At 52.1% G+C, this 21836-nt stretch carries 24 protein-coding genes; 18 read left to right on the top strand and 6 right to left on the bottom strand.

What is annotated here, in order from left to right:
• Window positions 1-9 precede the first annotated feature (9 nt).
• The 4 genes from F3J30_RS00745 to F3J30_RS00760 all read left to right on the top strand — a co-directional run bounded on the left by F3J30_RS00745 (window position 10) and on the right by F3J30_RS00760 (window position 4313).
• Window positions 10-975: a sensor domain-containing diguanylate cyclase gene (locus F3J30_RS00745; RefSeq protein ID WP_166715304.1), complete on the top strand. Its 966-nt coding sequence runs from the start codon at window positions 10-12 to the stop codon at window positions 973-975.
• An 82-nt stretch (window positions 976-1057) separates the two neighbouring features.
• Window positions 1058-1585: a GNAT family N-acetyltransferase gene (locus F3J30_RS00750; RefSeq protein ID WP_166715305.1), complete on the top strand. Its 528-nt coding sequence runs from the start codon at window positions 1058-1060 to the stop codon at window positions 1583-1585.
• A gap of 117 nt (window positions 1586-1702) precedes the next feature.
• Window positions 1703-3154 carry a tagaturonate reductase gene (locus F3J30_RS00755; protein ID WP_166715306.1) on the top strand — a complete coding sequence of 484 codons (1452 nt, stop codon included), beginning with the start codon at window positions 1703-1705 and terminating at the stop codon, window positions 3152-3154.
• A gap of 244 nt (window positions 3155-3398) precedes the next feature.
• Entirely contained in the window at window positions 3399-4313 is a 915-nt protein-coding gene (locus tag F3J30_RS00760) for a bestrophin family protein (RefSeq protein ID WP_014070299.1), read from the top strand.
• Here the strand turns inward: F3J30_RS00760 and F3J30_RS00765 are convergent.
• Window positions 4301-4849 (bottom strand): GNAT family N-acetyltransferase, encoded by a 549-nt coding sequence (locus tag F3J30_RS00765; protein ID WP_166715307.1) that lies wholly within the window; start codon window positions 4847-4849, stop codon window positions 4301-4303. The genes F3J30_RS00760 and F3J30_RS00765 overlap by 13 nt on opposite strands.
• Window positions 4850-4967: 118 nt before the next feature.
• Between F3J30_RS00765 and F3J30_RS00770 the strand changes: the two genes are divergently transcribed.
• From F3J30_RS00770 to ompC, 7 genes are all read left to right on the top strand, one after another.
• Window positions 4968-5438, top strand: coding sequence for a GNAT family N-acetyltransferase (locus F3J30_RS00770; protein ID WP_166715308.1), 471 nt, complete (start codon window positions 4968-4970; stop codon window positions 5436-5438).
• 12 nt (window positions 5439-5450) lie between these two features.
• Complete coding sequence (locus tag F3J30_RS00775; RefSeq protein WP_014070302.1) at window positions 5451-5891, top strand: GNAT family N-acetyltransferase; 441 nt, start codon at window positions 5451-5453, stop codon at window positions 5889-5891.
• A 151-nt stretch (window positions 5892-6042) separates the two neighbouring features.
• On the top strand, window positions 6043-7038 hold the full coding sequence (locus F3J30_RS00780; RefSeq protein ID WP_166715309.1) for an alpha/beta hydrolase: 996 nt from the start codon (window positions 6043-6045) through the stop codon (window positions 7036-7038).
• A gap of 44 nt (window positions 7039-7082) precedes the next feature.
• Window positions 7083-7823: a response regulator gene (locus tag F3J30_RS00785; protein WP_166715310.1), complete on the top strand. Its 741-nt coding sequence runs from the start codon at window positions 7083-7085 to the stop codon at window positions 7821-7823.
• Window positions 7820-9118, top strand: coding sequence for a HAMP domain-containing sensor histidine kinase (locus F3J30_RS00790; protein WP_166715311.1), 1299 nt, complete (start codon window positions 7820-7822; stop codon window positions 9116-9118). Before F3J30_RS00785 ends, F3J30_RS00790 begins: the two co-directional genes overlap by 4 nt.
• A 137-nt stretch (window positions 9119-9255) precedes the next feature.
• The gene (locus F3J30_RS00795) at window positions 9256-10446 is read left to right on the top strand and encodes a cytochrome c biogenesis protein/redoxin (RefSeq protein WP_166715312.1); all 1191 of its coding nucleotides are present in this window, start codon (window positions 9256-9258) and stop codon (window positions 10444-10446) included.
• Window positions 10447-10663: 217 nt separating this feature from the next.
• Complete coding sequence (gene ompC, locus F3J30_RS00800; RefSeq protein ID WP_014070307.1) at window positions 10664-11791, top strand: porin OmpC; 1128 nt, start codon at window positions 10664-10666, stop codon at window positions 11789-11791.
• An 8-nt stretch (window positions 11792-11799) separates the two neighbouring features.
• Here the strand turns inward: ompC and tam are convergent, their stop codons facing one another.
• Complete coding sequence (gene tam, locus F3J30_RS00805; protein ID WP_166715313.1) at window positions 11800-12558, bottom strand: trans-aconitate 2-methyltransferase; 759 nt, start codon at window positions 12556-12558, stop codon at window positions 11800-11802.
• 82 nt (window positions 12559-12640) lie between these two features.
• On the bottom strand, window positions 12641-13225 hold the full coding sequence (locus tag F3J30_RS00810) for a GDP-mannose pyrophosphatase (RefSeq protein WP_166715314.1): 585 nt from the start codon (window positions 13223-13225) through the stop codon (window positions 12641-12643).
• 87 nt (window positions 13226-13312) lie between these two features.
• Between F3J30_RS00810 and F3J30_RS00815 the strand changes: the two genes are divergently transcribed.
• Window positions 13313-14086, top strand: a complete 774-nt coding sequence (locus F3J30_RS00815; protein ID WP_166715315.1) for a DeoR/GlpR family DNA-binding transcription regulator — start codon at window positions 13313-13315, stop codon at window positions 14084-14086.
• Here the strand turns inward: F3J30_RS00815 and F3J30_RS00820 are convergent.
• On the bottom strand, window positions 14067-14546 hold the full coding sequence (locus F3J30_RS00820; protein WP_166715316.1) for an ATP-binding protein: 480 nt from the start codon (window positions 14544-14546) through the stop codon (window positions 14067-14069). The genes F3J30_RS00815 and F3J30_RS00820 overlap by 20 nt on opposite strands.
• Before the next feature lie 101 nt (window positions 14547-14647).
• Here F3J30_RS00820 and F3J30_RS00825 point away from each other — a divergent pair, with 101 nt between their 5' ends.
• From F3J30_RS00825 to F3J30_RS00840, 4 genes are all read left to right on the top strand, one after another.
• Window positions 14648-15001, top strand: a complete 354-nt coding sequence (locus tag F3J30_RS00825) for a hypothetical protein (protein WP_166715317.1) — start codon at window positions 14648-14650, stop codon at window positions 14999-15001.
• Between the two features lie 141 nt (window positions 15002-15142).
• Window positions 15143-16435: a glycosyl hydrolase family 28 protein gene (locus F3J30_RS00830; RefSeq protein ID WP_166715318.1), complete on the top strand. Its 1293-nt coding sequence runs from the start codon at window positions 15143-15145 to the stop codon at window positions 16433-16435.
• Between the two features lie 174 nt (window positions 16436-16609).
• Window positions 16610-16879: a type II toxin-antitoxin system antitoxin HipB gene (hipB, locus tag F3J30_RS00835; protein ID WP_014070314.1), complete on the top strand. Its 270-nt coding sequence runs from the start codon at window positions 16610-16612 to the stop codon at window positions 16877-16879.
• Window positions 16879-18198, top strand: a complete 1320-nt coding sequence (locus F3J30_RS00840; RefSeq protein WP_166715319.1) for a type II toxin-antitoxin system HipA family toxin — start codon at window positions 16879-16881, stop codon at window positions 18196-18198. The genes hipB and F3J30_RS00840 overlap by 1 nt, the downstream gene beginning before the upstream one ends.
• A gap of 100 nt (window positions 18199-18298) precedes the next feature.
• Here the strand turns inward: F3J30_RS00840 and F3J30_RS00845 are convergent, their stop codons facing one another.
• Window positions 18299-18916, bottom strand: coding sequence for a hypothetical protein (locus F3J30_RS00845; protein ID WP_166715320.1), 618 nt, complete (start codon window positions 18914-18916; stop codon window positions 18299-18301).
• A gap of 450 nt (window positions 18917-19366) precedes the next feature.
• On the opposite strand from F3J30_RS00845, the gene F3J30_RS00850 reads away from it, so the two are divergent.
• Together F3J30_RS00850 and F3J30_RS00855 are read left to right on the top strand one after the other, a co-directional pair.
• Window positions 19367-19654: a VF530 family protein gene (locus F3J30_RS00850; protein WP_166715321.1), complete on the top strand. Its 288-nt coding sequence runs from the start codon at window positions 19367-19369 to the stop codon at window positions 19652-19654.
• 7 nt (window positions 19655-19661) lie between these two features.
• A complete protein-coding gene (locus F3J30_RS00855) occupies window positions 19662-20954 on the top strand; it encodes a glycoside hydrolase family 10 protein (protein WP_166715322.1) in 1293 nt (430 codons plus the stop codon).
• 79 nt (window positions 20955-21033) lie between these two features.
• Here F3J30_RS00855 and dsbG read toward each other — a convergent pair whose 3' ends face one another.
• A complete protein-coding gene (gene dsbG / locus F3J30_RS00860) occupies window positions 21034-21795 on the bottom strand; it encodes a thiol:disulfide interchange protein DsbG (protein WP_166715323.1) in 762 nt (253 codons plus the stop codon).
• Window positions 21796-21836: the final 41 nt, after the last annotated feature.

The following is a 21836-nucleotide window of genomic DNA, read 5'->3' on the forward strand; positions in this document are numbered from 1 at the left end:
GGAGACAGTATGAAAGCACCTGAATTCCCTGCAAATGAAACGGAACGTCTGAACTCTCTGCGAGAGTCAGGGCTTCTTGATATTGATGGCTCAGAAGCCTTTGACCGGTTAACCCGGCTGGCAAAGCGTTTCTTCCAGGTCCCGCTGGTGATGGTCAACGTGGTGGCCGAACACGAGCTGGTGGCCAGATCTATCGATGGCACTGCCAACTGCACCTATCCCCGCAATATCTCATTTTGTGGTCACACCATTCTGCACTCTGCAGCGCTGGTGGTGGCTGATACCCATCAGGATGAGCGCTTTGCCGATAATCCTCTGGTAACCGGGCAGCCGGGTATCCGGTTTTATGCCGGGATGCCACTGCGTCTTCGCGATGGCGCCAGTGTGGGATCGCTATGTCTTATCGATTACACGCCGCGCGAATTTTCAGATACCGATCTTTCCGTATTGAGCGATCTCAGTGCGCTGGTGGAGGATGAATTTGCGGCCATCAGTGCGGCAACAACCGATGAACTGACCGGGTTATATAACCGGCGAGGGTTTAATCAGTTCGCTAATTTTGCGCTTTCTGTTGCCCGCCGCCGTGCAGAGCCGGTGACGCTGGGATGGATAGATCTGGATCAGTTCAAACAGATTAACGATCGGTTTGGGCATGAAGAGGGTGATAAAGCGTTGACCGCGATGGCTGAACTCTTACGGGCGTCGTTCCGCGAAGCTGATCTGCTGGTGCGTTTTGGCGGCGATGAGTTCGCCGTGCTGTTCGCCGATACGGATGAGCAGGGGGCGTGGATTGCCATGCAGTATCTTACCGAGCAGGTTGCCTTGTATAACGACCGCAAGTTGCATCCCTGGCAGCTGAAGTTCTCCTGGGGCGTTAGCGAATTTGATCATAACCGCAACGATCTGCAGCAGTGGCTGAAAGATGCCGACGACAAGATGTTCACCATGAAGCGTCAGCGGGGGTATTCCCGCTAACATAACAAAAGCCTATGCTTGCGCGCATTGCGTTAAATTATTGTTAATTGCAAAGTGAGGGGACTCAACACAAGGATATACAATGACAACCTCACTGACTCTCCACACTCTCTCCCGGGATGACGTGCTCGCGCATATTGATGCGCTGGCCGACATTCTCGAAAACTGCGTTAACGGCGGTGCCTCCGTCAGCTTTATGCTGCCATTTACCCACGAAAAAGCGTGCGCATTCTGGCTTGGGGTCGCGGAAAGCGTTGGCCGCCGGGAGCGCACCGTGCTGGCCTGTGCCGATGAGCAGGGTGAACTGATTGGTACGGTACAGCTGATAACCGATCAACCTGAAAACCAGCCTCACCGTGCGGATGTCGCAAAACTACTGGTGCATGAGAAAGCGCGGCGTAAGGGCGCAGCGATGGCCCTGATGGAGGCCCTGGAAGCCGAGGCCAGAAAGCATGGCGTATCGGTACTGGTACTGGATACCTCTACAGGTAGCGGCGCAGAGACGTTTTACCAGCGTGCAGGCTGGCAAAAAGTGGGTGAAATCCCACGCTATGCCTTAATGCCTGACGGCGCGATGACGGCGACTTCGGTGTTCTATAAATTCTTGTGATTATTTTTCACAATTGCTTCATGAATTGATCAAAACAGGGGTCATGGTCGAAAAGTTTTGATAAGTTATTACACCAATCTTATCAGGCTGTATGACTAATCAAAAAAGGACCCCATTGTGAACACACTCAACCGTCGTGATTTCCCCGGTGCTCTCTACCCAGAACGTATCATTCAGTTTGGTGAAGGCAACTTCCTGCGCGCCTTCGTAGACTGGCAAATCGACCTGCTTAACGAACATACCGATCTTAACTCTGGCGTGGTCATTGTCCGCCCAATCAAGAGCGATTTTCCGCCGTCACTGAGCACTCAGGATGGCCTGTACACCACCATTATTCGTGGCCTGAACGAGCAGGGCGAAGCCGTTAGCGATGCGCGTCTTATCCGCTCTGTTAACCGCGAAATCAGCGTTTACGACCAGTACGATGAGTTTCTGAAGCTGGCACATAACCCGGACATGCGTTTTGTGTTCTCTAACACCACGGAAGCAGGCATCAGCTACCATGCGGACGACAAGTTCGACGATGCTCCGGCCGTGAGCTATCCGGCGAAGCTGACGCGTTTGCTGTTCGAACGTTTCAGCCACTTTAACGGTGCGGCGGATAAAGGCTGGATCATCATTCCGTGTGAATTGATTGATTACAACGGTGAAGCTTTGCGTGAACTGGTACTGCGCTATGCGCAAGAGTGGGCGTTACCGGCGGCATTTACCCAATGGTTGAATGATGCAAACAGCTTCTGCTCCACGCTGGTTGACCGTATTGTTACCGGCTATCCGCGTGATGAAGTGGCCGCACTGGAAGCGCAACTGGGTTATCACGATGGTTTCCTTGATACTGCTGAGCACTTCTATCTGTTTGTTATTCAGGGTCCTAAATCACTTGCCAGCGAACTGCGTCTGGACAAACTGCCGCTTAACGTACTGATTGTTGACGACATCAAACCGTACAAAGAGCGTAAGGTCGCTATCCTGAACGGTGCTCACACGGCGCTGGTTCCGGTTGCATTCCAGGCCGGTCTGGATACGGTGGGTGAAGCAATGAACGACGCTGAAGTGTGTGCGTTTGTTGAAAAAGCCATTTACGAAGAGATCATTCCGGTGCTGGATCTGCCGCGTGATGAGCTGGAATCCTTCGCCAGCGCGGTAACCGGGCGTTTCCGTAACCCATACATCAAGCACCAGCTGCTGTCTATCGCGCTGAACGGCATGACGAAATTCCGTACCCGTATTCTTCCGCAGCTGCTGGCAGGGCAGAAAGTCACCGGTAAATTGCCTGCGCGTCTGACGTTTGCTCTGGCGGCACTGATTGCGTTTTACCGCGCTGAACGTCAGGGAGAAAGCTACCCGGTTCAGGACGATGCTCACTGGCTGGAACGCTATCAACAACTGTGGATTCAGCATCACGACAAACAGATCAGCACCAGTGAACTGGTGAAATCTGTACTCAGCGTCAGCGAACACTGGGAGCAAGATCTCACTCAGGTTAGCGGATTGGTAGAACAAGTTACGCTGGATCTGGATGCCATTCTGCATCAGGGGATGCGTGACGCGGTCAAACCGCTCTGCTAAGGCCTGAAATGCGCTTATTCTGAGCGGACAGACACGAGGGGGGAACAGCACGTTTGGGCTTTCCCCTTTATTTGAATAAATTATTAGTTACAACATACTATTTACTGCCTTTTTAAAAAACAAACTTCAGCACCGTGCGGCCTGGGCTAATCAGTACAGGAAAAGCAATGTTCTATTAACATGCTTGCAACCGTGAAGGGGATCACGTTTAATAGCCGCGCTCTTTACCTTTCTGAAGCTGACTATGATTGTTCGTCCTCAACAGCACTGGCTGCGTCTTATTTTTGTCTGGCATGGCTCTGTACTGCCTAAAATCTACACCCGGTTGTTTCTTAACTTCCTGCTTTCCATCGCCGTGATCCTGATGCTGCCGTGGTATACCTCGCTTGGCATCAAATTCACCGTTGCGCCATTCAGTATCCTGGGTGTGGCCATCGCCATATTTCTGGGTTTCAAAAATAATGCCTGTTATTCACGCTATGTAGAGGCTCGCCTGCTTTGGGGGCAACTGATGATAGCGGCACGCTCGCTGTTTCGCGAGGTAAAAAACACCTTGCCGGACGATCCGCATCTGGGGGAATTTGTCCGCCTGCAAATTGCCTTTGCGCATTGTTTAAGGATGACCCTGCGACGTCAACCGCAGGCAGAGCAGCTCGCAGGTTATATGTCCGCTGACAATCTGCGTCGGGTCATGGATTCCAGTTCTCCGGCGAACCGCATTCTGCTGTTGATGGGGGAATGGCTTGCCGTAAGGCGCCGGGAAGGGCAGCTTTCCGACATTCTGTTCCACAGCCTGAATAACCGTCTCAACGACATGTCGGTTGTGCTTTCCGGCTGCGAGCGTATCGCCACCACACCGGTGCCGTTTGCCTATACGCTTATTTTGCACCGCACGGTGTACCTGTTCTGCATTATGCTGCCGTTCGCGCTGGTTGTGGACCTGCACTATATGACTCCGTTCGTATCCGCGCTGATTTCATACACTTTTATCTCGCTGGATACGCTGGCAGAAGAGCTGGAAGATCCGTTTGGCACCGAAGACAACGATTTGCCGTTAGACGCCATCTGTAACGCGATGGAACGTGATCTGTTACAGATGAACGATGAAGAGGCGATACCAGAAAGACTGCTGCCGGATAAGCACTATCAGCTGACGTGACGGGCATTCCACTCGTCGCGGGTGATCTCCCACAGCTCAGAGTCCAGCAGGCCGCTGACGTACTCTTTCTTTTCTGTTCTGATAAGTCTCATGCCGCTACTGGCAGAAATTCGCTGAGAGCGGCTGTTTTCCGCCGCTTTCGGCGCCCGCAGCACCGGTTTATTCAGGGTGTTAAACCAGAAATCCGTTGCGGCAATGCTGGCTTCACGCATATAACCCTGACCTTGCCACTCTGGAGCCAGCCAAAAGCCACGGTTGTTATCTTCGACGTCATACAGGCAGATAAGCCCTATCAGCTCGCCAGGGGCTTCCTGGCGGCGAAGCGTCCAGAACCAGGCCACGCCTTTCTCCACATCCGGCAAGGCAACATTGTTTACGTAATTTTCCGCGCCGTCATCCGGGTAAGGCCAGGGGACCGTGGCCACCATATAACGCACAATTTCCCAGCGCGGATAGAGCCACTGGATTTGCGGCGCATCTTCCGCCGTCAGCGGTTTCAGCAGTAAACGTTCCGTCTTTAACGTGGGTGTCGTCATCCGTTGATCTCCTTTTTTAAGCGTTATGCTTTTGTTTGCCTTCTGGTATTTTCATCTTTACCACATTCCATCATGGCGTGCTGTGTTTCATTCACTACTACTCTTTGCAGGGGGCGCAATGACGTTAAGACAGGCAGAGCCGAAAGAGGCTGAAATACTCTGGAACATTCGCAATCAGGCGATCCGTTTTGGCTGTAAATCAAGTTACGATGCGGACGTGATCGCACGCTGGACGCCGGAAGTGATGCCAGAACAGTACCGACACATGGTGGTGGCTAACCCGTTTTATGTGGTTGAGGATGACAACGGGCAAATTGTGGCCACGGGATATCTGGACCTGGAAACCCAGAGCGTCGAGGCGATATTCACCTTGCCTGCGGCATCAGGAAAAGGGCTGGCAACACAGATTATCCATGCCCTGATCTCAGAGGCCAGAGCGCGCGGAATGGCACGTATAAGCCTCTCGTCAACGCCAAACGCGCACACCTTTTACCAAAAGCATGGCTTCGTCACGCTCAGGGAAAGTCGTCATCTTTCCCGCATGGCCGGTGCGGAGTTACGCTGTTTTGAAATGGCTATGGATTTGTAAAGTGAGGAAAACATGGCAGTAACAGTAAGAGCTTTACGTGCAGAAGATTATCCGCAGTGGCGTCCGCTCTGGGACGGTTACACGCATTTTTATGACTGTGTACTGGATGAGTCGGTCACCGCATCCACCTGGGAACGGGCACTGAACCCGCACTCATCGATGTTTTGCCGGGTGGCTGAAAGCGAAGGGCGCGTGATTGGGTTTGCAATGTGTGTCCTGCACGAAGGCACATGGTCGACGGCACCCATTTGCTATCTCGAAGATCTGTTTGTGGATGCCGCGCTGCGTGGCGCCGGAACCGGCCAGGCGCTGATCGATGCGCTGATGGAAGAGGGTAAGCGCGAAGGATGGTCAAAACTCTACTGGGTAACACGCCAGAACAACCCAGCGCGGAAACTGTATGACCGTTTCGGCGAAGCCGATGACTATGTTCGCTACCGTATTTCACTGTAACGTACCATAGAATTAGCCTGTGTTTGTATCACACTGTATCTGATGTTGAGATACATACACAGGCTTGCAAAAAAGCCGCTTCTGCACACATCCGCTATACATAAATTTGTTGTGATATCCCCGTCAAACTTACTCAAACGGAGATACCAACATGTTTACTCAATTCACTTCCTCAGCATTAGCATTGACCGTTTCACTTGGCACCGTGATGTCCTGCCAGGCCGAAGTCACCGGCAAAGATTACACCGCCGCGTTTAACCAGGTTCATCAGATTAACGCAGGCGATCTGAACGTGGGTTATGTGGATATCGGCCCGAAAGATGGCCAGCCCGTTATCCTGTTGCACGGCTGGCCTTACGACCTTCACAGTTATGCCGATGTTGCGCCGGCGCTGGCGGCGAAAGGTTATCGGGTCATTGTGCCTTCGTTGCGTGGTTATGGCACAACACGTTTTCTGTCAGACAAAACGCCGCGTAACGGCCAACCTTCCGCCCTGGCAAAAGACATTGTGAATCTGATGGACGCGCTGAATATCAAACAGGCTGTTTTCGCTGGTTACGACTGGGGTGCTCGCACCGCAGATATCGTGGCCGCACTGTGGCCCGAACGCGTGAAATCGCTGGTTTCCGTTAGTGGTTATCTGATTGGCAGCCAGGCCGTCGGCAAACAGCCGCTGCCACCGAAAGCCGAGCTGCAATGGTGGTATCAGTTTTACTTTGCAACCGAGCGCGGTGCGCAGGGTTATGCCAAAAACACCCACGACTTCGCCCGTTTAATCTGGTCTCAGGCTTCACCTGACTGGAAATTTAGCGATGCCACATTTAATGCCAGCGCCAAATCACTGGACAACCCTGACCACGTTGCCGTCACCCTCAGTAACTACCGCTGGCGCTTGGGTCTGGAAAAAGGCGAACACAAATACGACAGCTACGAACAAAAACTGGCGACATTACCGACCATCAGTGTACCGACCATCACCATTGAAGGCGGTAACAACGGCGCGCCACATCCGGCACCTGAAGCGTACGCCAGTAAATTTACCGGCAAATATGAACACCGTACCTTTGGGGCAACCGTTGGTCACAATCCTCCGCAGGAAGATCCGCAAGATTTCGTGAAAGCGGTTGTCGACGCGGACAAGCTCTGAAATGTGCTATTTTCAATACGTTACCCTTCATTCAGGAGCGTTCGGTGGAGCATATTGATCATATCCTTGTCGTCGATGACGACAGGGATATTCGTGAGTTAATCGTCGATTATCTTGTGAAGTCTGGTTATCACGCGTCTGGTGCCGCCAACGGCAAAGAGATGCGTGTGATTCTGGATAAACAGCATGTCGATTTGTTGGTACTGGATGTGATGATGCCCGGCGATGACGGGCTCACGCTTTGCCGCCAGTTGCGCAGCAGTAAGCATAAAGATCTGCCAATTCTAATGCTGACCGCGCGCAACGAAGATACCGACCGCATCCTCGGGCTGGAAATGGGGGCGGACGACTATGTGGTGAAGCCCTTCGTTGCCCGAGAGTTGCTGGCGCGGATCAAAGCCATTTTGCGCCGTTTCCGGACCATGCCGCCCAATCTACAGGTCACGGAGGCCGGACGGTTAGTGGCGTTCGGTGAATGGCAACTGGACACCGTTGCCCGCCATTTGATTGATAACGAAGGCATGATAGTGGCGCTAAGCGGGGCGGAATACCGGCTATTACGCGTGTTCCTTGACCACCCCCAGCGCGTGCTGACGCGGGATCAACTGTTGAATCTGACCCAGGGACGCGATGCCGAGCTGTTTGAACGCTCAATCGATCTTCTGGTCAGCCGTGTGCGACAGCGTCTTAACGAAGACGCCCGGACTCCGGCCTACATCAAAACCGTACGCAGCGAAGGTTACGTCTTTACGATGCCGGTCACCATCAAAGAGGCCAATGAATGAGACTCTGGCCGCGTTCGTTACTTGCGCGTCTGTTGATCATTGTCCTGGCGGGGCTTTTGCTGGCCAACTCGCTCAGTCTGACGCTGGTTATGTATGAGCGAATGCGCAGTGCCCGCACCGTGATGCTCGGCAACCTGGAATACGATGTGGCGACCAGCGTGGCGATCCTCGACCGGCTGCCGGCGAACGAACGCGCGGCCTGGCTGCCCCGGCTCGAACGCGGCAATTATCGTTATATCCTGGGTGAGGGAGAGGCAGGTGCAGCCCCGCAGGATAAACGCTCTCAGGATGCGATCCGCACATTAACGGATACGCTTGCTGCCCAATACCCGCTGCGCTTCACGGCCGTTCCCGGGCCGGTTTCGCATATTCAGGCTCATCTGCAACTGCACGACGGCGCACCGCTCACGATCGACCTGATCCCGCGAATGCCACCGGTTGCCAGCTGGCTGCCGGTGGTGCTGGTTCTGCAACTGCTGCTTGTTGCATTGTGCTCATGGATTGCGGTACGCCAGGTGGTGCGGCCATTTTCGCTGTTCACCCGGGCGGTTGATACGCTCGATCCTTCGGCCAACACCCCGATGACGGAGCAGGGGCCGGTTGAAGTTCACCGGGCGGCGCACGCCTTTAATGCCATGCAATCCCGTATTCAGGCTTATCTGCGCGAGCGCACGCAAATTCTGGCCTCGATTTCACACGACCTCCAGACGCCAATCACCCGAATGAAGCTGCGCGTTGAAATGGCGGACCAACCTGAACTGCGTGATAAATTATTAAATGATTTAGATAATATGTCGCGCCTGGTACGGGAAGGTATTGCCTATGCCCGGTCATCAGAACCTCTGGAAGAAACCTCGTTAAAACTGGAGCTGAACGCCTGGATTAACAGCATCGTGTGCGACTACCAGGATATCGGTAAAAACGTGCAGTTCCAGGCAACAGACACACGCCTGCCGCTGACGACACGACCGCAGGCCTTGCGTCGTGTGATGACTAACTTGCTGGATAATGCGCTTAAGTTTGGCGATCGTGCAGTTATTACCCTTAATGACCGTGAACCTGAACATATTGTCATTCATATCAGTGATAACGGGCCCGGTATTCCTGAAGCCGAGCTGGAAGCCGTATTGCAGCCCTTTTACCGGGTCGAAACGTCGCGCAATCGCGATACCGGCGGCACCGGATTAGGGCTGGCTATTGCCGCGCAGCTAACCGCCCAGCTTAATGGCGCACTGCAACTGAACAACTGCACGGAAGGCGGGCTGGACGTTGTTATCACTTTACCCCGCAGTTAATTGTACGGCTTTGTATCAAACAGGGAGCGGGATACAGAGCCTCACAAAACGCGTTGTTTTGCACATCGTCCGAACACATCAACACGCTGAAATGTCCTCACTGCAACGTCGCAGATAATCTATCCTGTGAGGTCATTATGTTTCTGATTATCGCTTTTCTGGGCGGCATGATAAGCCTGCTCAGCCCATGTACGCTTCCCGTGATCCCGCTGCTGTTTGCCGGGTTTCAGGGACAACGTCGCCATCTTCTTGCGCTATTTACCGGTATGATCGTGATGTTCACTCTGGTTGCCATGCTGGTGACGGTAGCCAGCGAGTGGATTGTGAACGCCACCCTGGTTGGGCGCTGGGTCGCGCTGTTGGTTCTGGCGATTGCGGCTTTGGCGTTAATCTTCCCGCAGTTCGCCCAGCGTATTGCCGGGCCCGCGGTCAGCGCAGGGAATGCCCTGAATAACCGCAGCACGCGGACACGCGGAATGTTGTCTGCATTTCTGGCCGGGCTTGCGGTTGGCCTGCTTTGGTCGCCCTGCGCCGGGCCGATTCTGGGCGCGATATTCAGCATTAATATCGCCGGACATTCGTCCATTACGACCGGCGCGCTGCTGATTGCGTACGGCGGTGGGTGCGCTCTGATGCTGTCTCTGCTGGCAGCCGGAGGTCGCACGCTGATGGCGCCACTGAGAGCAAAATCGGCGCTGATGGCACGGTTACGCCAGGGGGCGGGCGTTGTGATGCTGGCGACAGTTGTGTTCAATGCCACAGGGCTTACTACGACATTAAAAGGGGCGAATGGCCTTGCCGACAGCCTGGAAAATTCGCTGCTGAACCTGACTAAACCTGCAACCGCGCAACCGAAATTACAGCCTGTAGTGCAGGAGACACCGCGTAGCGACCTGCCTTCGTTGAATGGCGGCACTGGCTGGATAAATGGCGCCCCGGTCACCCCTGAATCCTTAAAAGGGAAGGTGGTACTGATCGATTTCTGGACGTGGGATTGCATCAATTGCCAGCATACGCTGCCATATGTCCGTGACTGGGCGAACAAATACCAGTCTCAGGGCCTGGTGGTTATTGGGGTACACACGCCGGAATATCCCTGGGAGAAACCGCTCTCCTCGGTGAAAGATGCGGTGAATAAATGGCAGCTCCCGTACCGCGTTGTGGCGGACAACAACTACCAGATCTGGAACGCATTTGGGAACCAGTACTGGCCGGCACATTACTATTTCGATGCCAAAGGCCAGCTCCGTTATACCTCATTTGGCGAAGGAAATTATGACAAGCAAGAACAGGTGATTCAGCAACTGCTGAAAGAAGCCAGAACATAAAGTGATGGCGTGTCGTCTTAATATCTTTTTTTAAAGCGACACGCCTTAACAATATGTGCTTTTTAAATATTGGTTTTATTTTATTCATTCTTGGCGATTTGTGCGCTAATGATTTAATCGTTTTACATAGATTTACAACGATGGTAACTATATTGCCCTGCAACTGCTTTTGGCGTTGCAACAAATATAATAAGTGGCATATGACAGGGTATATAAAATGAAAATTAATCAACTGAGCGTGCTGATTGGCGCAGCGCTGCTCGCGACAACCGCACACGCAGCCGAAATTTATAATAAAGACGGTAATAAACTGGATCTGTATGGTTTAGTTTCTGCCGAACATTATTTCTCCGATAATGACAGCAGCGACTGGAATGGCGACCAGACCTACATGCGTCTTGGTTTCCGTGGTGAAACCCAGGTTAACGATCAAATCACCGGCTATGGCCAGTGGCAGATGCATATTAATGCTAACGGTGCAGAATCAGAAAGCAACAACCCACGTACTCGTTACGCGTTTGCTGGCCTGAAGGTGAAAGATTACGGCTCCATCGATTACGGCCGTAACAAGGGCGTGCTGTACGATTCTCTTGGTTATACCGACATGCAGCCTGAGTTCGATGGCATGACCTATGGCTCAGACCAGTTCATGTTTAGCCGTGCCAACGGCCTGCTGACCTACCGTAATACCGATTTCTTCGGTGCCGTAGATGGTCTGGATTTTGCTCTGCAATATCAGGGTAAAAATGACGGTGGCGGCGAACCTGGCGTGCGCGACGTGTTACGTCAGAATGGTGATGGTTTTGGCGCATCTATTACTTATGATATCGGCGCTGGTTTCAGCATTGCCGGTTCCATGATGAGTGCTGACCGCTCTAACGAGCAAAATAACACCAGCGGTATTATGGGGCAGGGTAAACGCGCGGAAGCTTATTCCGGTGCAATTAAATATGATGCCAATAATATCTATCTGGCCGCTATGTTTACCCAGGCATATAACGCATCACGCTTTGGTTCGCATTCCAGCGATAGCGCCTATGGTTATGCGAATAAATCGCAAATCATGGAATTTTACGCGGGTTATCAATTTGATTTCGGTCTGCAACCATTTGTGGCGTATGACGTCCTGAAAGGTAAAAACCTGGGCAAAGCAGCCACAGGAAATACTTATGGTGACGAAGATCTGATCAAATATGTTGATTTCGGTGCAACGTATAACTTCAACAAAAACATTAATGTATTTGTTGATTATATGGTTAACCTCGTCGATGAAGATAAATTTACCCGTGAAGCCGGGATCAACACCGACGATGTTGTTGCTGTAGGCGTCGTTTATCAGTTCTGATAAACGCCTCAGGGCACACGTTTAGCGACAATAAACAGTCGCGGAAAAGCCAGCAGTATCTGCCCGTTCTCCTGGAGCGGATACTGCTCTTCCAGCAGCTGATGGTAACGCTTCAGGAAATTCTTCTGCTCACTCTCGTTTAACTCCTGCAACCACGGACGCAACCCGGTGGCGCTCACCCAGTCAATAATCGCCTGGTGCGAACTCATTTTGTGAAAGTAGGTTGTACGCCAGATATCCACCTCACACCCGGCATCGCTCAAAATATCGTAATACGCATGTACACCCGGTAAGGGTTCACGGCCACGGTCAGGGTAACCTTGTTCGTACGCCACTTCGCGCATCGAGACGTGCGTCGGCTCAAGCCAGTTGTCAGGCATCTGAATCGCCAGGACACCGTTTAAACGCAGTAGCGAAACAAGATGCGGTAACAGTGTGTAATGGTCAGGGATCCACTGCAAAGAGGCATTGGCGTAAATCAGGTTAAGTGGATGACCGGGTTTGTATTGGCGGATATCGGATTCAACAAAATGACACTCTGGCAGCGCATTACGTGCTTCTTCCAGCATTGCTGGCGAATTATCCACGCCGGTAATGTCGGCCGTGGGCCAGCGTTGTTTTAACAGCGCCGTGCTATTGCCCGGCCCGCAACCGAGATCAACGATTGCCGTGACATCGTCAAGGGGGACTCTGGCGAGCAGCTCAGCGGCGGGGCGTGTGCGTTCTGCTCCGTATTGCAGATAAAGCGAAGGGTTCCAGTCGGCCATTTGTGCATCTCCTGTTTTATTCTTCAGCAAGAATAGCATAGGCAGATACCTGCGCGGCGGCAGGTATCTGTCGATCGCGATGTTATAAAATGCCTTTCAGGGCAATGTGGTAGAGCAGCATAATGGTTTTACCATCGACGATAAGCCCGGTTTCGATTCCGTGTAACGCCTCTTCAAGCGTCAGCTCCAGCACTTCGATATCTTCACCTTCTGCCTTTATACCGCCACCAGCACTTGCCCGGTCGCGGGGCTGATACTCAGCAAGATAGAAATAGAGTTTTTCAGTAACTGAGCCCGGGCTCATGTACGCCTCGAAAATCTTCTGCACGCTGGATACACGAAAGCCGGTCTCTTCCTCTGCTTCGGCTTTGATTCTGCTTTCAGGATCCATGTTGTCCAGAAGCCCTGCCGCAGATTCAATCAGATAGCCATTATGTCCGTTGATAAACACCGGGAAGCGGAACTGGCGGGTCAGGATCACCGTTTTTTTATCGCGGTTGTAGAGCAGGATCGTGGCGCCATTTCCCCGGTCATAGACTTCGCGCTGCTGTCTTTGCCATTCACCGTCGTGGCGTTGCAGGTCAAATGTGTATTTTTTCAGGATGTACCAGTTATCGGACAACGTTTTTGTTTCGATAATGCGTATTTCTGCATGTTTGGTCTGCACGATTGTATCTCCTCGCGTTGAGCTGTTATCATAATCAGCATAAACGCGCATTTTCAAGATAAAACGTGCAACATCAGGAAAAAGACGATGCTAACCAGCCAGCGAAAGCAATTGATCCTTGAAAAACTCGGTGCGGAGGGACAGGTTCTCTCAAGGGAACTGAGCCTCCATTTTGATGTATCCGAAGATACCATCCGCCGCGACCTGCGCGAGCTGGCCGCAGAAGGGCGCCTGCAACGTGTTCACGGTGGTGCATTGCCATCTTCCACCGCGATTGCGCCGTTTGCTGAACGTAAGACACTGAAAATTGACTCTAAAAAGAGTGTCGCCCGAAAAGGGGCACAGTTGATTTCGTCGGGGCAAGTGGTGATTGTGGATGGCGGAACAACCACCGCGGAACTGCTGACTTTTTTACCGCAGGATCTGCGCATTACCGTGGTGACACATAGCCCGGGAATTGCGCTGGGTCTGGTCGATCATCCATGTATTGAGGTTATTCTGATTGGCGGGCGCCTGTATAAGCACTCGATTGTTACCGTGGGTGCCGCAGCCATTGAGGGCATTGGTAACATTCATGCCGATCTGTTCTTTATGGGCGTCACCGGTATTCACCCGGAAGCTGGCCTGACGACGGGCGATTATGAAGAAGCGTGCATCAAACGTGCATTTTCCGGCAGAGCGGCAGAAACCATCGTTCTGGCTTCGCCCGAGAAAATTAATACCGCATCGTCTTTTGTGATTGGCGACCTGTCGCTTATCAACACCGTCGTGGTGGAAAGCGACACCGATAAGGCCTGGATGAAGGCAGTCAGGGAAAAGGGCGTTTCCGTGATTACGACGGCTAATCCTGATAACGAATGATGTTGAATCCTTCCTGTTCTTCCGGGGCGACAAAGTAACGGGTGATCAGGTCGAATTGCTCATCGGTGGCCGCAAAATCATGCTCGCCAGAGGCATTTCTGGCGCGCAGCCGCGCTTTACAGATATCGTCTGCCACATCCAGAAAATGCAGCTGATGTGGAGCCCCGGATTCACGGATAACCGTCATCATCCACTGGCGGTTAGCCACCGTGTTTGCCGGGAAATCGAGCACCACTGAGACTTCCGCCTTCAGTAACGCCACAAGATGCGGAGTGAGTGCCAGGCGTAATTTCCCCGCGCAACGGACATAGTCTGCCACGCTTGTCATCTGGTCGGCATAAAGCGCCGCAAGCCAGGTGTCCTCACTTATCACCACCGTACCAGGCGTTTCGCTCAGGCTCGCGGCCAGCGTGGATTTTCCACTGGCGATTTTCCCGCAAAGAAGATGCAGTGTTGGCATAATATGCTCCGCTATGGACATGAAAATTCAGGATAGCGTGACTACGCTTAGGTGGAAACTGCCAAAAACGGTGAGCAGATTTTACGCTTAAGGAACAGACCATGTTTCAGAAGATGTGTGTAGCAACCCTGGCTTGTTTTGCCGTGGTGAGTTGCTCGTCTCAGGGGTATCTCTCCCCCCAGGAAAAGAAATACCAGCGGGTTGATACGGCTGCGCATCAGTGTTCGGAAGAGGTCAAAGAGAAAACGATCGACCTGGTGGCTAAGGGGAAATCAACCCACAGTCGCTGGACGACAGTGAAATATGCTCTTCCGCCGGATGAGGAATTCACCACCCAGCGGGTACGCGTTGTTGAATACAGAACATCCACAATTTTAGATAACGGCGACCCGGGGCGAGCATGGAAGGCGTGTATGCACAGTAAAGATGCTCTGGTGCCTGAACTCGCTTTCTGACCGGGCCTCGTGTTCACCGTTCCTTTCTTTGAAATCATTTCCGTATTTTTGCCAGCTTTCACCGTGGGGTGTCGGTGACAAAAAGGTTATGCCTGTGGCGGCTACGTATACTCATGATTTTTATCCGAATCAGGAAAGAACATGACGGAACGTAATGTGTGTGATTTTGGGGCAGATCCCAGCGGGCGACAGGTATCAACGGCCGCCATTCAGCGGGCAATTGCCGAGACGGGCCATAATGATACTCTGGTGATCCCGGCAGGCCGTTTCCTTACCGGATCCCTTTTCCTGAAAAGTGGGATGACCCTACGCCTGGAGGCTGGCGCCCAGCTTCTTGGTAGTCAGAGTCTGGATGACTATCCGCTGATTGATACCAGAGTGGCGGGCATTGATATGCGCTGGCCGGCGGCGATTATCAATATTTTTGATTGCCATGATGTCAGTATCACCGGCGGCGGCACCATCGACGGGCAGGGGCTTGTCTGGTGGCAACGCTTCTGGGGAGATGACGAGCGCAGTGGCATGTTGGGCGATTACAGCGCCAGAGGCCTGCGCTGGGTGGTGGATTATGACTGCCAGCGACCGCGCAATATTCTGGTGTATGAAAGCGAGCGCATCGCGCTGCGTGACTTCACCAGCCGCGAGTCGGGCTTCTGGAATGTGCATCTCTGCTATTCACGGCATATTACGCTCGACAGCGTTCAGATTAGTAATTCTGCAGGTCCAAGCACCGACGGTATTGATATCGATTCCTGCGAAAAGGTACGGGTGGAGCGCTGTGTCGTCTCCTGTAATGACGACAATATTTGTATCAAAGCGGGCCGGGGACAGGAGGCGGCGTCAAAAGCCCGCAGCGCACGGGATATTGTCATTCGTGACTGTACGCTGAACAGTGGTTCCGGTATTACCCTTGGCAGTGAAACCTCTGGCGGGATTGAACGGGTGTTGATTGAACATAATCGCTTTAATGGCACGGGCGTGGGGTTTCGCATTAAGTCTGCCCGTAACCGCGGCGGCTTTATTCGCGATATCAAGGTTCGCCATTTGCAACTCGTGGATGTGCGTTTCCCGGTGATGATCCAGCTGAACTGGTTTGCACAATACAGTTATGGCGAGCGAGGGGATCTTACGGATAAACCCGACCACTGGCGCAAACTGGCGGACGATGTTCAGGGGGAGGCTGGCCTGACTCACGTCAGCAATCTGACACTGGAGAATATCTCTGCGCGCCGCTCAGAAAGTAGCGTGTTTTCCCGCGCCTTCTTTATTGAGGGCTATCCCGACCGTCCAGTCTCGGCGTTAACGCTGGCATCCGTTGTGATAGACGCCAGTGAGTTCGGCAAAATATCCGGAGTGAATGGCCTGGTTTTACATGATGTGCAGGTAACGGCCACAGACACCACGCAGGATGTTAACGACACTTATGAACGATAACCACGACCTCTTTGATTGTATCAAACGGCAAAGTGAGAAGAGCGGGTTGTTTTATCCCCGATAAGGGATAAAAACCGTGCTATCCCTTGAAGGGGATAAAATATTGACAATATCCCTTGCAAGGGATAATACTGGCAATATCCCTTCAAGGGGATAAACCACGGGCGTGAACAGATGAAACCACCAATGATTTATAGTCCTGTCCAGCTGGCGAATACCATGAGACTGGTGCGTCAGAAAAATAACTGGACGCAAAGCGACCTGGCCAAAAGAATCGGCATTAAGCAGGCCACCATCTCGAATTTTGAAAACAACCCGGATAACACCACGCTGACAACGTTCTTCAGGATCTTGCAATCCCTTGGAATGACTATGGCGTTGTATGAAAAAGACGATGCGGCGTCGGGGTCAGACAATAACATCCAACAGGGCCTGGACTGGTAATGCCAAAATTAGTGACGTGGATGAATAACGAACGGGTCGGCGAACTGACAAAACTGACCAACGGGGCACATACGTTTAAATACGCCAATGAATGGCTACTGAACCGGTATGCCCGGCCATTGTCGTTATCGCTTCCGCTACAATATGGCGAAATTACCTCCGATGCGGTGTTCAATTTCTTCGACAACTTGCTGCCGGATAGCCCGGCGGTCAGGGATCGTATTGTTAAGCGCTACCATGCACGTTCCAGGCAACCCTTTGATTTACTGGCAGAGGTAGGGCGTGACAGCGTCGGCGCGGTGACGTTATTACCCGCTAATGAAAACAGCACGACACCGGAAATGACGTGGGAGACACTGAGCGAAGAGAAGCTCGAGAAGGTGCTCACGGCTTATCAGTCAGACATTCCGCTGGGGATGATCAATGAGGAAAATGATTTCCGCATTTCCGTTGCTGGCGCTCAGGAAAAAACGGCACTCCTTAAAGCCGGTGACGACTGGTGTATTCCGAAAGGTATCACACCCACCACCCATATCATCAAGCTGCCGATTGGCGAGATAAAACAGCCCAATGCCACGCTGGATTTGAGCGATAGTGTGGATAATGAATACTTCTGTTTGCAGCTGGCCAGAGCGCTGGGAATTGACGTGCCGAATGCGGAAATCATCAGAGCGGGCAGGGTGCGGGCACTTGCCGTCGAGCGTTTTGACCGCCGATGGAACGCAAGCCGATCTGTTTTATTGCGCTTACCGCAGGAAGATATGTGCCAGACTTTTGGGCTTCCTTCGTCCGTGAAGTATGAGTCTGATGGCGGCCCCGGTATTCCACATATCATGGCATTTTTACTGGGTTCCAGCGAAGCGCTTACCGATCGTTATAATTTCATGAAATTCCAGCTATTTCAGTGGATAACAGGCGCAACCGATGGACATGCCAAGAACTTCTCAATATTCATCCAGCCTGGCGGAAGCTATCGACTGACCCCGTTCTACGACATCATTTCAGCGTTTCCTGTGCTGGGCGGTGCCGGGATCCACATCAGCGATCTGAAACTGGCCATGAGCCTGAATGCCTCAAAAGGCCGTAAAAACGATATCGACAAGATCTATCCGAGACACTTTATGGCAACAGCCAGGGCCGTCAGGTTTCCTGAAAACCAGATGACCGAGATTATGCAGGAATTTATCAACCATGTGCCGCAGGCACTGGATGCAGTGATGAAGTCTTTACCCACGGACTTTTCGCAAAAGGTCGCGACCTCGATATCCAAAAACGTGCTCAGGCTGCACAGCCGGCTCAGTAAAAGTGCAGGGGGCTGAACCAGCAACCTGCCTGAAAATACAGGCAGGTTTGCGCCTATCTTCAGGCCTGAGGAATGCTGTCGAGGGATGTGTACACCGCTAACTAATGTTATTTCGTTCATTTATCCACCTCAATATGCGCAATAGTCACCACATTTTGCTGAGATTGCTTCATGATCGGGGAAACGCGCAGGCTGATTTCGGCACTGTCACTGGCATGTAATTTATACTGATTAATCCCGTATGGCGGTGTCAGACCTTGTAGCCAACTGTCATGCACAAACATAATTGGGTCGTCTTTATTTTGCTGCATAATGTTAGCAATGCCTCGAAGGACTTCTTCCGCCAGCGCAGTCGCCACCATGGCGGTTGGGTTAGCGGTGAGTCGGGCTACGACGTTGGCGGCAGTTGCACTGGTGTTGATGACTTCTTCAAGCTGCTTTCCGGCATCCTGAATATCCGCATCGGAGTCCAGTAGCATGATGCTCATAGCGAGAAATTCCCCTGGGTTTTCAGGGCCGTAAAGCAGCAAGGCGTTATCAGGAGTAATTATCTGTTGGTAGACTTTGGCACCGGGGAAAGCGAAATGGCTGGCATTCATCCGGATTGCGTTGTCTTTTTTATCCGTCGCAATCACCACAATGTAGGGATCAAGATGGTTGCCAAAATCAAACGGTTTGCGTACCCGTAAGGTTGTCATGAATACAGCAATATTATCTTCCTGAGGATTGAACATAGAGATACCTCGGCAAGCTGATAAGCGTGAAAGGACAATACCTTTGAGTATTTTCTTTTTTGTTCAGGTTTCGATAACACAAAAGCATGAAGCAATCAGGGCCTTGTAATCTAAACCACGGTAAATGACGATGACTGATATCAGGTCGGATAAACACTGGATTCTTCCTGACCTCATGCCAGTGCGCATAATGTATATTATGTTAAATGAAATATTACCAACCGTACTGTACAACTCCTGAGCCATACCCTACCGTTTTTGCTATCTGAACAGCTCCGATTTTCATTCTTACTCCATAAGATGCGGTTCTGGTGATTCACAACCATGAGTGACCAACAAAAACTTTCTCATCGCTGAGAGCGCTTATATTTAATACGCCATTTCATTGCCGCTTTCCCAGCTTTCTTGTAACCTTTTATCGTTCATCCCTACCCGTATATATGAGACAACATGACTGCACACACCTCTAAAGACCCTTTGCATGGCGTAACGCTAGAAATGCAAGTCAATGCACTGGTTGCCCGCTACGGCTGGAATGAGTTGAGCAAAATCATCAACATCAACTGTTTTAAAAACGATCCAAGTGTCAAATCGAGTTTAAAATTTCTGCGCAGAACGCCCTGGGCGCGCGCAGAAGTTGAAGCCCTGTATCTCGATTCTCTCAGTGATGATGCCACCGAAGAACCGGATGTTCTCGCCTTTAACCCTTGGGCAAATAGTCGGATTACTAAGAGCTAAAACGTAAATGTCGCTACACGTAAAACGGATTGGTGCGCTTATTGGCTGCGCACTTTTACTTGTTAGTTGCTCCTCAAAACCACCAAAATCGCTCGTGACTCCCCTTCCTCCGGTGAGTAAACCGGGTCAGCAGGCAAACGAGCCGATGCGCGGCATCTGGCTGGCCACCGTTTCACGTCTGGACTGGCCGCCGGTGGCATCGGTAAATGTCAGCAGCGCAGACCGACGCATTGATATGCAAAAGCAGGCGCTCAAAGACAAGCTGGATAAGCTGAAAAGCCTCGGTATCAACACGGTGTTTTTCCAGGTTAAACCTGACAGCACTGCGCTTTGGGCATCTAAAATCCTCCCCTGGTCCGATATGATGACCGGTAATATTGGCGAATACCCCGGTTACGATCCGCTGCAATTTATGCTTGATGAAGCGCATAAACGCGGAATGAAAGTCCACGCCTGGTTTAACCCGTACCGGGTTTCAACCAACACCAAACCGTCTACCATCGCTGCACTCAACAGAACGTCATCACAAAGCCCCGCGAGCGTGTTTGTGCTGCATCCTGACTGGATCCGGACGGCCGGCGATCGCTTTGTGCTCGACCCGGGCATCCCGGCGGTGCGCGACTGGATAACTGCGGTGGTGGCTGAAGTTGTCGCAAACTACGCGATAGACGGCGTGCAATTCGATGACTATTTCTACACCGAAACACCGGGTTCCGCGCTGAATGACAGCCAGACCTTCCGGCAATATGGCCAGGGTTTTGCTTCCAAAGCAGACTGGCGCAGACACAATACGCAGCAGTTGATTGCGCAGGTGTCTAAAGCCATCAAACAGCAGAAACCTGATGTCGCGTTTGGCGTTAGCCCTGCCGGGGTGTGGCGTAACCGTTCGTTCGATCCGGCGGGTTCAGACACCCGTGGGGCCGCCGCTTATGATGAGTCTTACGCTGACACCCGTCTTTGGGTGCAGCAAGGTTTGCTGGATTACATCGCGCCACAGATTTACTGGCCGTTCTCCCGCAGCGCGGCACGCTATGATGTGCTGACGAAATGGTGGGCTGAGGTCGTCAAACCTACCCATACGCGTCTGTACATCGGTATCGCATTCTATAAAGTGGGCGAACCATCCAGAAATGAGCCGGACTGGACGGTGAATGGCGGTGTACCGGAGCTGAAAAAACAGCTCGATTTGAACGAGTCTTTGCCTAACGTCAGCGGTACGATCCTCTTCAGGGAGGATTATCTCAACCAGCCTCAGACCCAGGACGCGGTCAGCTACCTCAGAACCCGCTGGGGAAGTTAATCCATCAGGCAGAAACCGGGGGTTTCTGCCTGTTTACCTGCACTCACCAAATATCTAAAAAACAAGACCGGCAGTTGGGTTACTGGGGTTTCGGCCCAAACATCTCCAGCAGTTGTTTTTCGTCTGGCATCCCGACCACTTGCTGAAGCTCATTTTTTGCATTCAGATAATAAATGGCTGGCGTGGCATTGGCCCCCAGCGAGTCCATAAGCTTCTGATGCTGTTGCAGGATATTAAAGGTCGCGTGCGAGGTATCGCCTTGTGTTTTCGGCAGCGTTTTACCTCCGGAAAGCTCATAGTCCCGCCAGGCGCTGACAGGATCTTCCGCATTGAGAATGGCGGAGGCATTACGCCCACTGTTCGGATTGAGAAACGCCACCAGCAGTGTATTCAGCTGGACCTTGCCCGCTTTCACCCAGGGCTGAGCCTCGGACCAGAACGCCTTGCAATACGGACAGAACGGATCGGCAAAGACGAACACCTTACGCGGGGCGGTATCGGCGCCCTCTTTCAGCGGATGCGCCGCGTTGAGCGTTTTCCACATCTCTTTGCCCAGCGGAATGTAGATTTCCTTCTGGAAGTATTCTTCACTCAGATTTTTTCCTTTATCATCATAAAGATAACCAGAGATCACATGCTTACCGTCCGGCGTTAAAAAAAGCGTGACGCCCATGTCCTGATATTGCCCCAGCCAGCCGGGTGCCCCGCCAGGTGCATCTATTTTATTAATGATTTTAATACCTTGCTGCTCACTGAAGTTCTTCACCACGTCAGGAACGGCATCTGTTGCGTGTGCCAGCCCGGAAATCGCCAGCACTGAAAGTAACAGTAATTTCTTCATTCTCATCTCCGGCTTTATCGGGGGCCGCCGTAGACCCCTTT

It is taken from the genome of Enterobacter sp. Tr-810 (genome assembly GCF_011752765.1).
GTDB lineage: Bacteria > Pseudomonadota > Gammaproteobacteria > Enterobacterales > Enterobacteriaceae > Enterobacter > Enterobacter soli.

Coding starts and splice junctions, on each gene's coding strand:
- F3J30_RS00745 (WP_166715304.1), top strand. CDS start 10: ATGAAAGCACCTGAATTCCCTGCAAATGAAACGGAACGTCTGAACTCT.
- F3J30_RS00750 (WP_166715305.1), top strand. CDS start 1,058: ATGACAACCTCACTGACTCTCCACACTCTCTCCCGGGATGACGTGCTC.
- F3J30_RS00760 (WP_014070299.1), top strand. CDS start 3,399: ATGATTGTTCGTCCTCAACAGCACTGGCTGCGTCTTATTTTTGTCTGG.
- F3J30_RS00765 (WP_166715307.1), bottom strand. CDS start 4,849: ATGACGACACCCACGTTAAAGACGGAACGTTTACTGCTGAAACCGCTG.
- F3J30_RS00770 (WP_166715308.1), top strand. CDS start 4,968: ATGACGTTAAGACAGGCAGAGCCGAAAGAGGCTGAAATACTCTGGAAC.
- F3J30_RS00775 (WP_014070302.1), top strand. CDS start 5,451: ATGGCAGTAACAGTAAGAGCTTTACGTGCAGAAGATTATCCGCAGTGG.
- F3J30_RS00780 (WP_166715309.1), top strand. CDS start 6,043: ATGTTTACTCAATTCACTTCCTCAGCATTAGCATTGACCGTTTCACTT.
- F3J30_RS00790 (WP_166715311.1), top strand. CDS start 7,820: ATGAGACTCTGGCCGCGTTCGTTACTTGCGCGTCTGTTGATCATTGTC.
- F3J30_RS00795 (WP_166715312.1), top strand. CDS start 9,256: ATGTTTCTGATTATCGCTTTTCTGGGCGGCATGATAAGCCTGCTCAGC.
- ompC (WP_014070307.1), top strand. CDS start 10,664: ATGAAAATTAATCAACTGAGCGTGCTGATTGGCGCAGCGCTGCTCGCG.
- tam (WP_166715313.1), bottom strand. CDS start 12,558: ATGGCCGACTGGAACCCTTCGCTTTATCTGCAATACGGAGCAGAACGC.
- F3J30_RS00815 (WP_166715315.1), top strand. CDS start 13,313: ATGCTAACCAGCCAGCGAAAGCAATTGATCCTTGAAAAACTCGGTGCG.
- F3J30_RS00820 (WP_166715316.1), bottom strand. CDS start 14,546: ATGCCAACACTGCATCTTCTTTGCGGGAAAATCGCCAGTGGAAAATCC.
- F3J30_RS00825 (WP_166715317.1), top strand. CDS start 14,648: ATGTTTCAGAAGATGTGTGTAGCAACCCTGGCTTGTTTTGCCGTGGTG.
- F3J30_RS00830 (WP_166715318.1), top strand. CDS start 15,143: ATGACGGAACGTAATGTGTGTGATTTTGGGGCAGATCCCAGCGGGCGA.
- hipB (WP_014070314.1), top strand. CDS start 16,610: ATGAAACCACCAATGATTTATAGTCCTGTCCAGCTGGCGAATACCATG.
- F3J30_RS00840 (WP_166715319.1), top strand. CDS start 16,879: ATGCCAAAATTAGTGACGTGGATGAATAACGAACGGGTCGGCGAACTG.
- F3J30_RS00845 (WP_166715320.1), bottom strand. CDS start 18,916: ATGTTCAATCCTCAGGAAGATAATATTGCTGTATTCATGACAACCTTA.
- F3J30_RS00850 (WP_166715321.1), top strand. CDS start 19,367: ATGACTGCACACACCTCTAAAGACCCTTTGCATGGCGTAACGCTAGAA.
- F3J30_RS00855 (WP_166715322.1), top strand. CDS start 19,662: ATGTCGCTACACGTAAAACGGATTGGTGCGCTTATTGGCTGCGCACTT.
- dsbG (WP_166715323.1), bottom strand. CDS start 21,795: ATGAAGAAATTACTGTTACTTTCAGTGCTGGCGATTTCCGGGCTGGCA.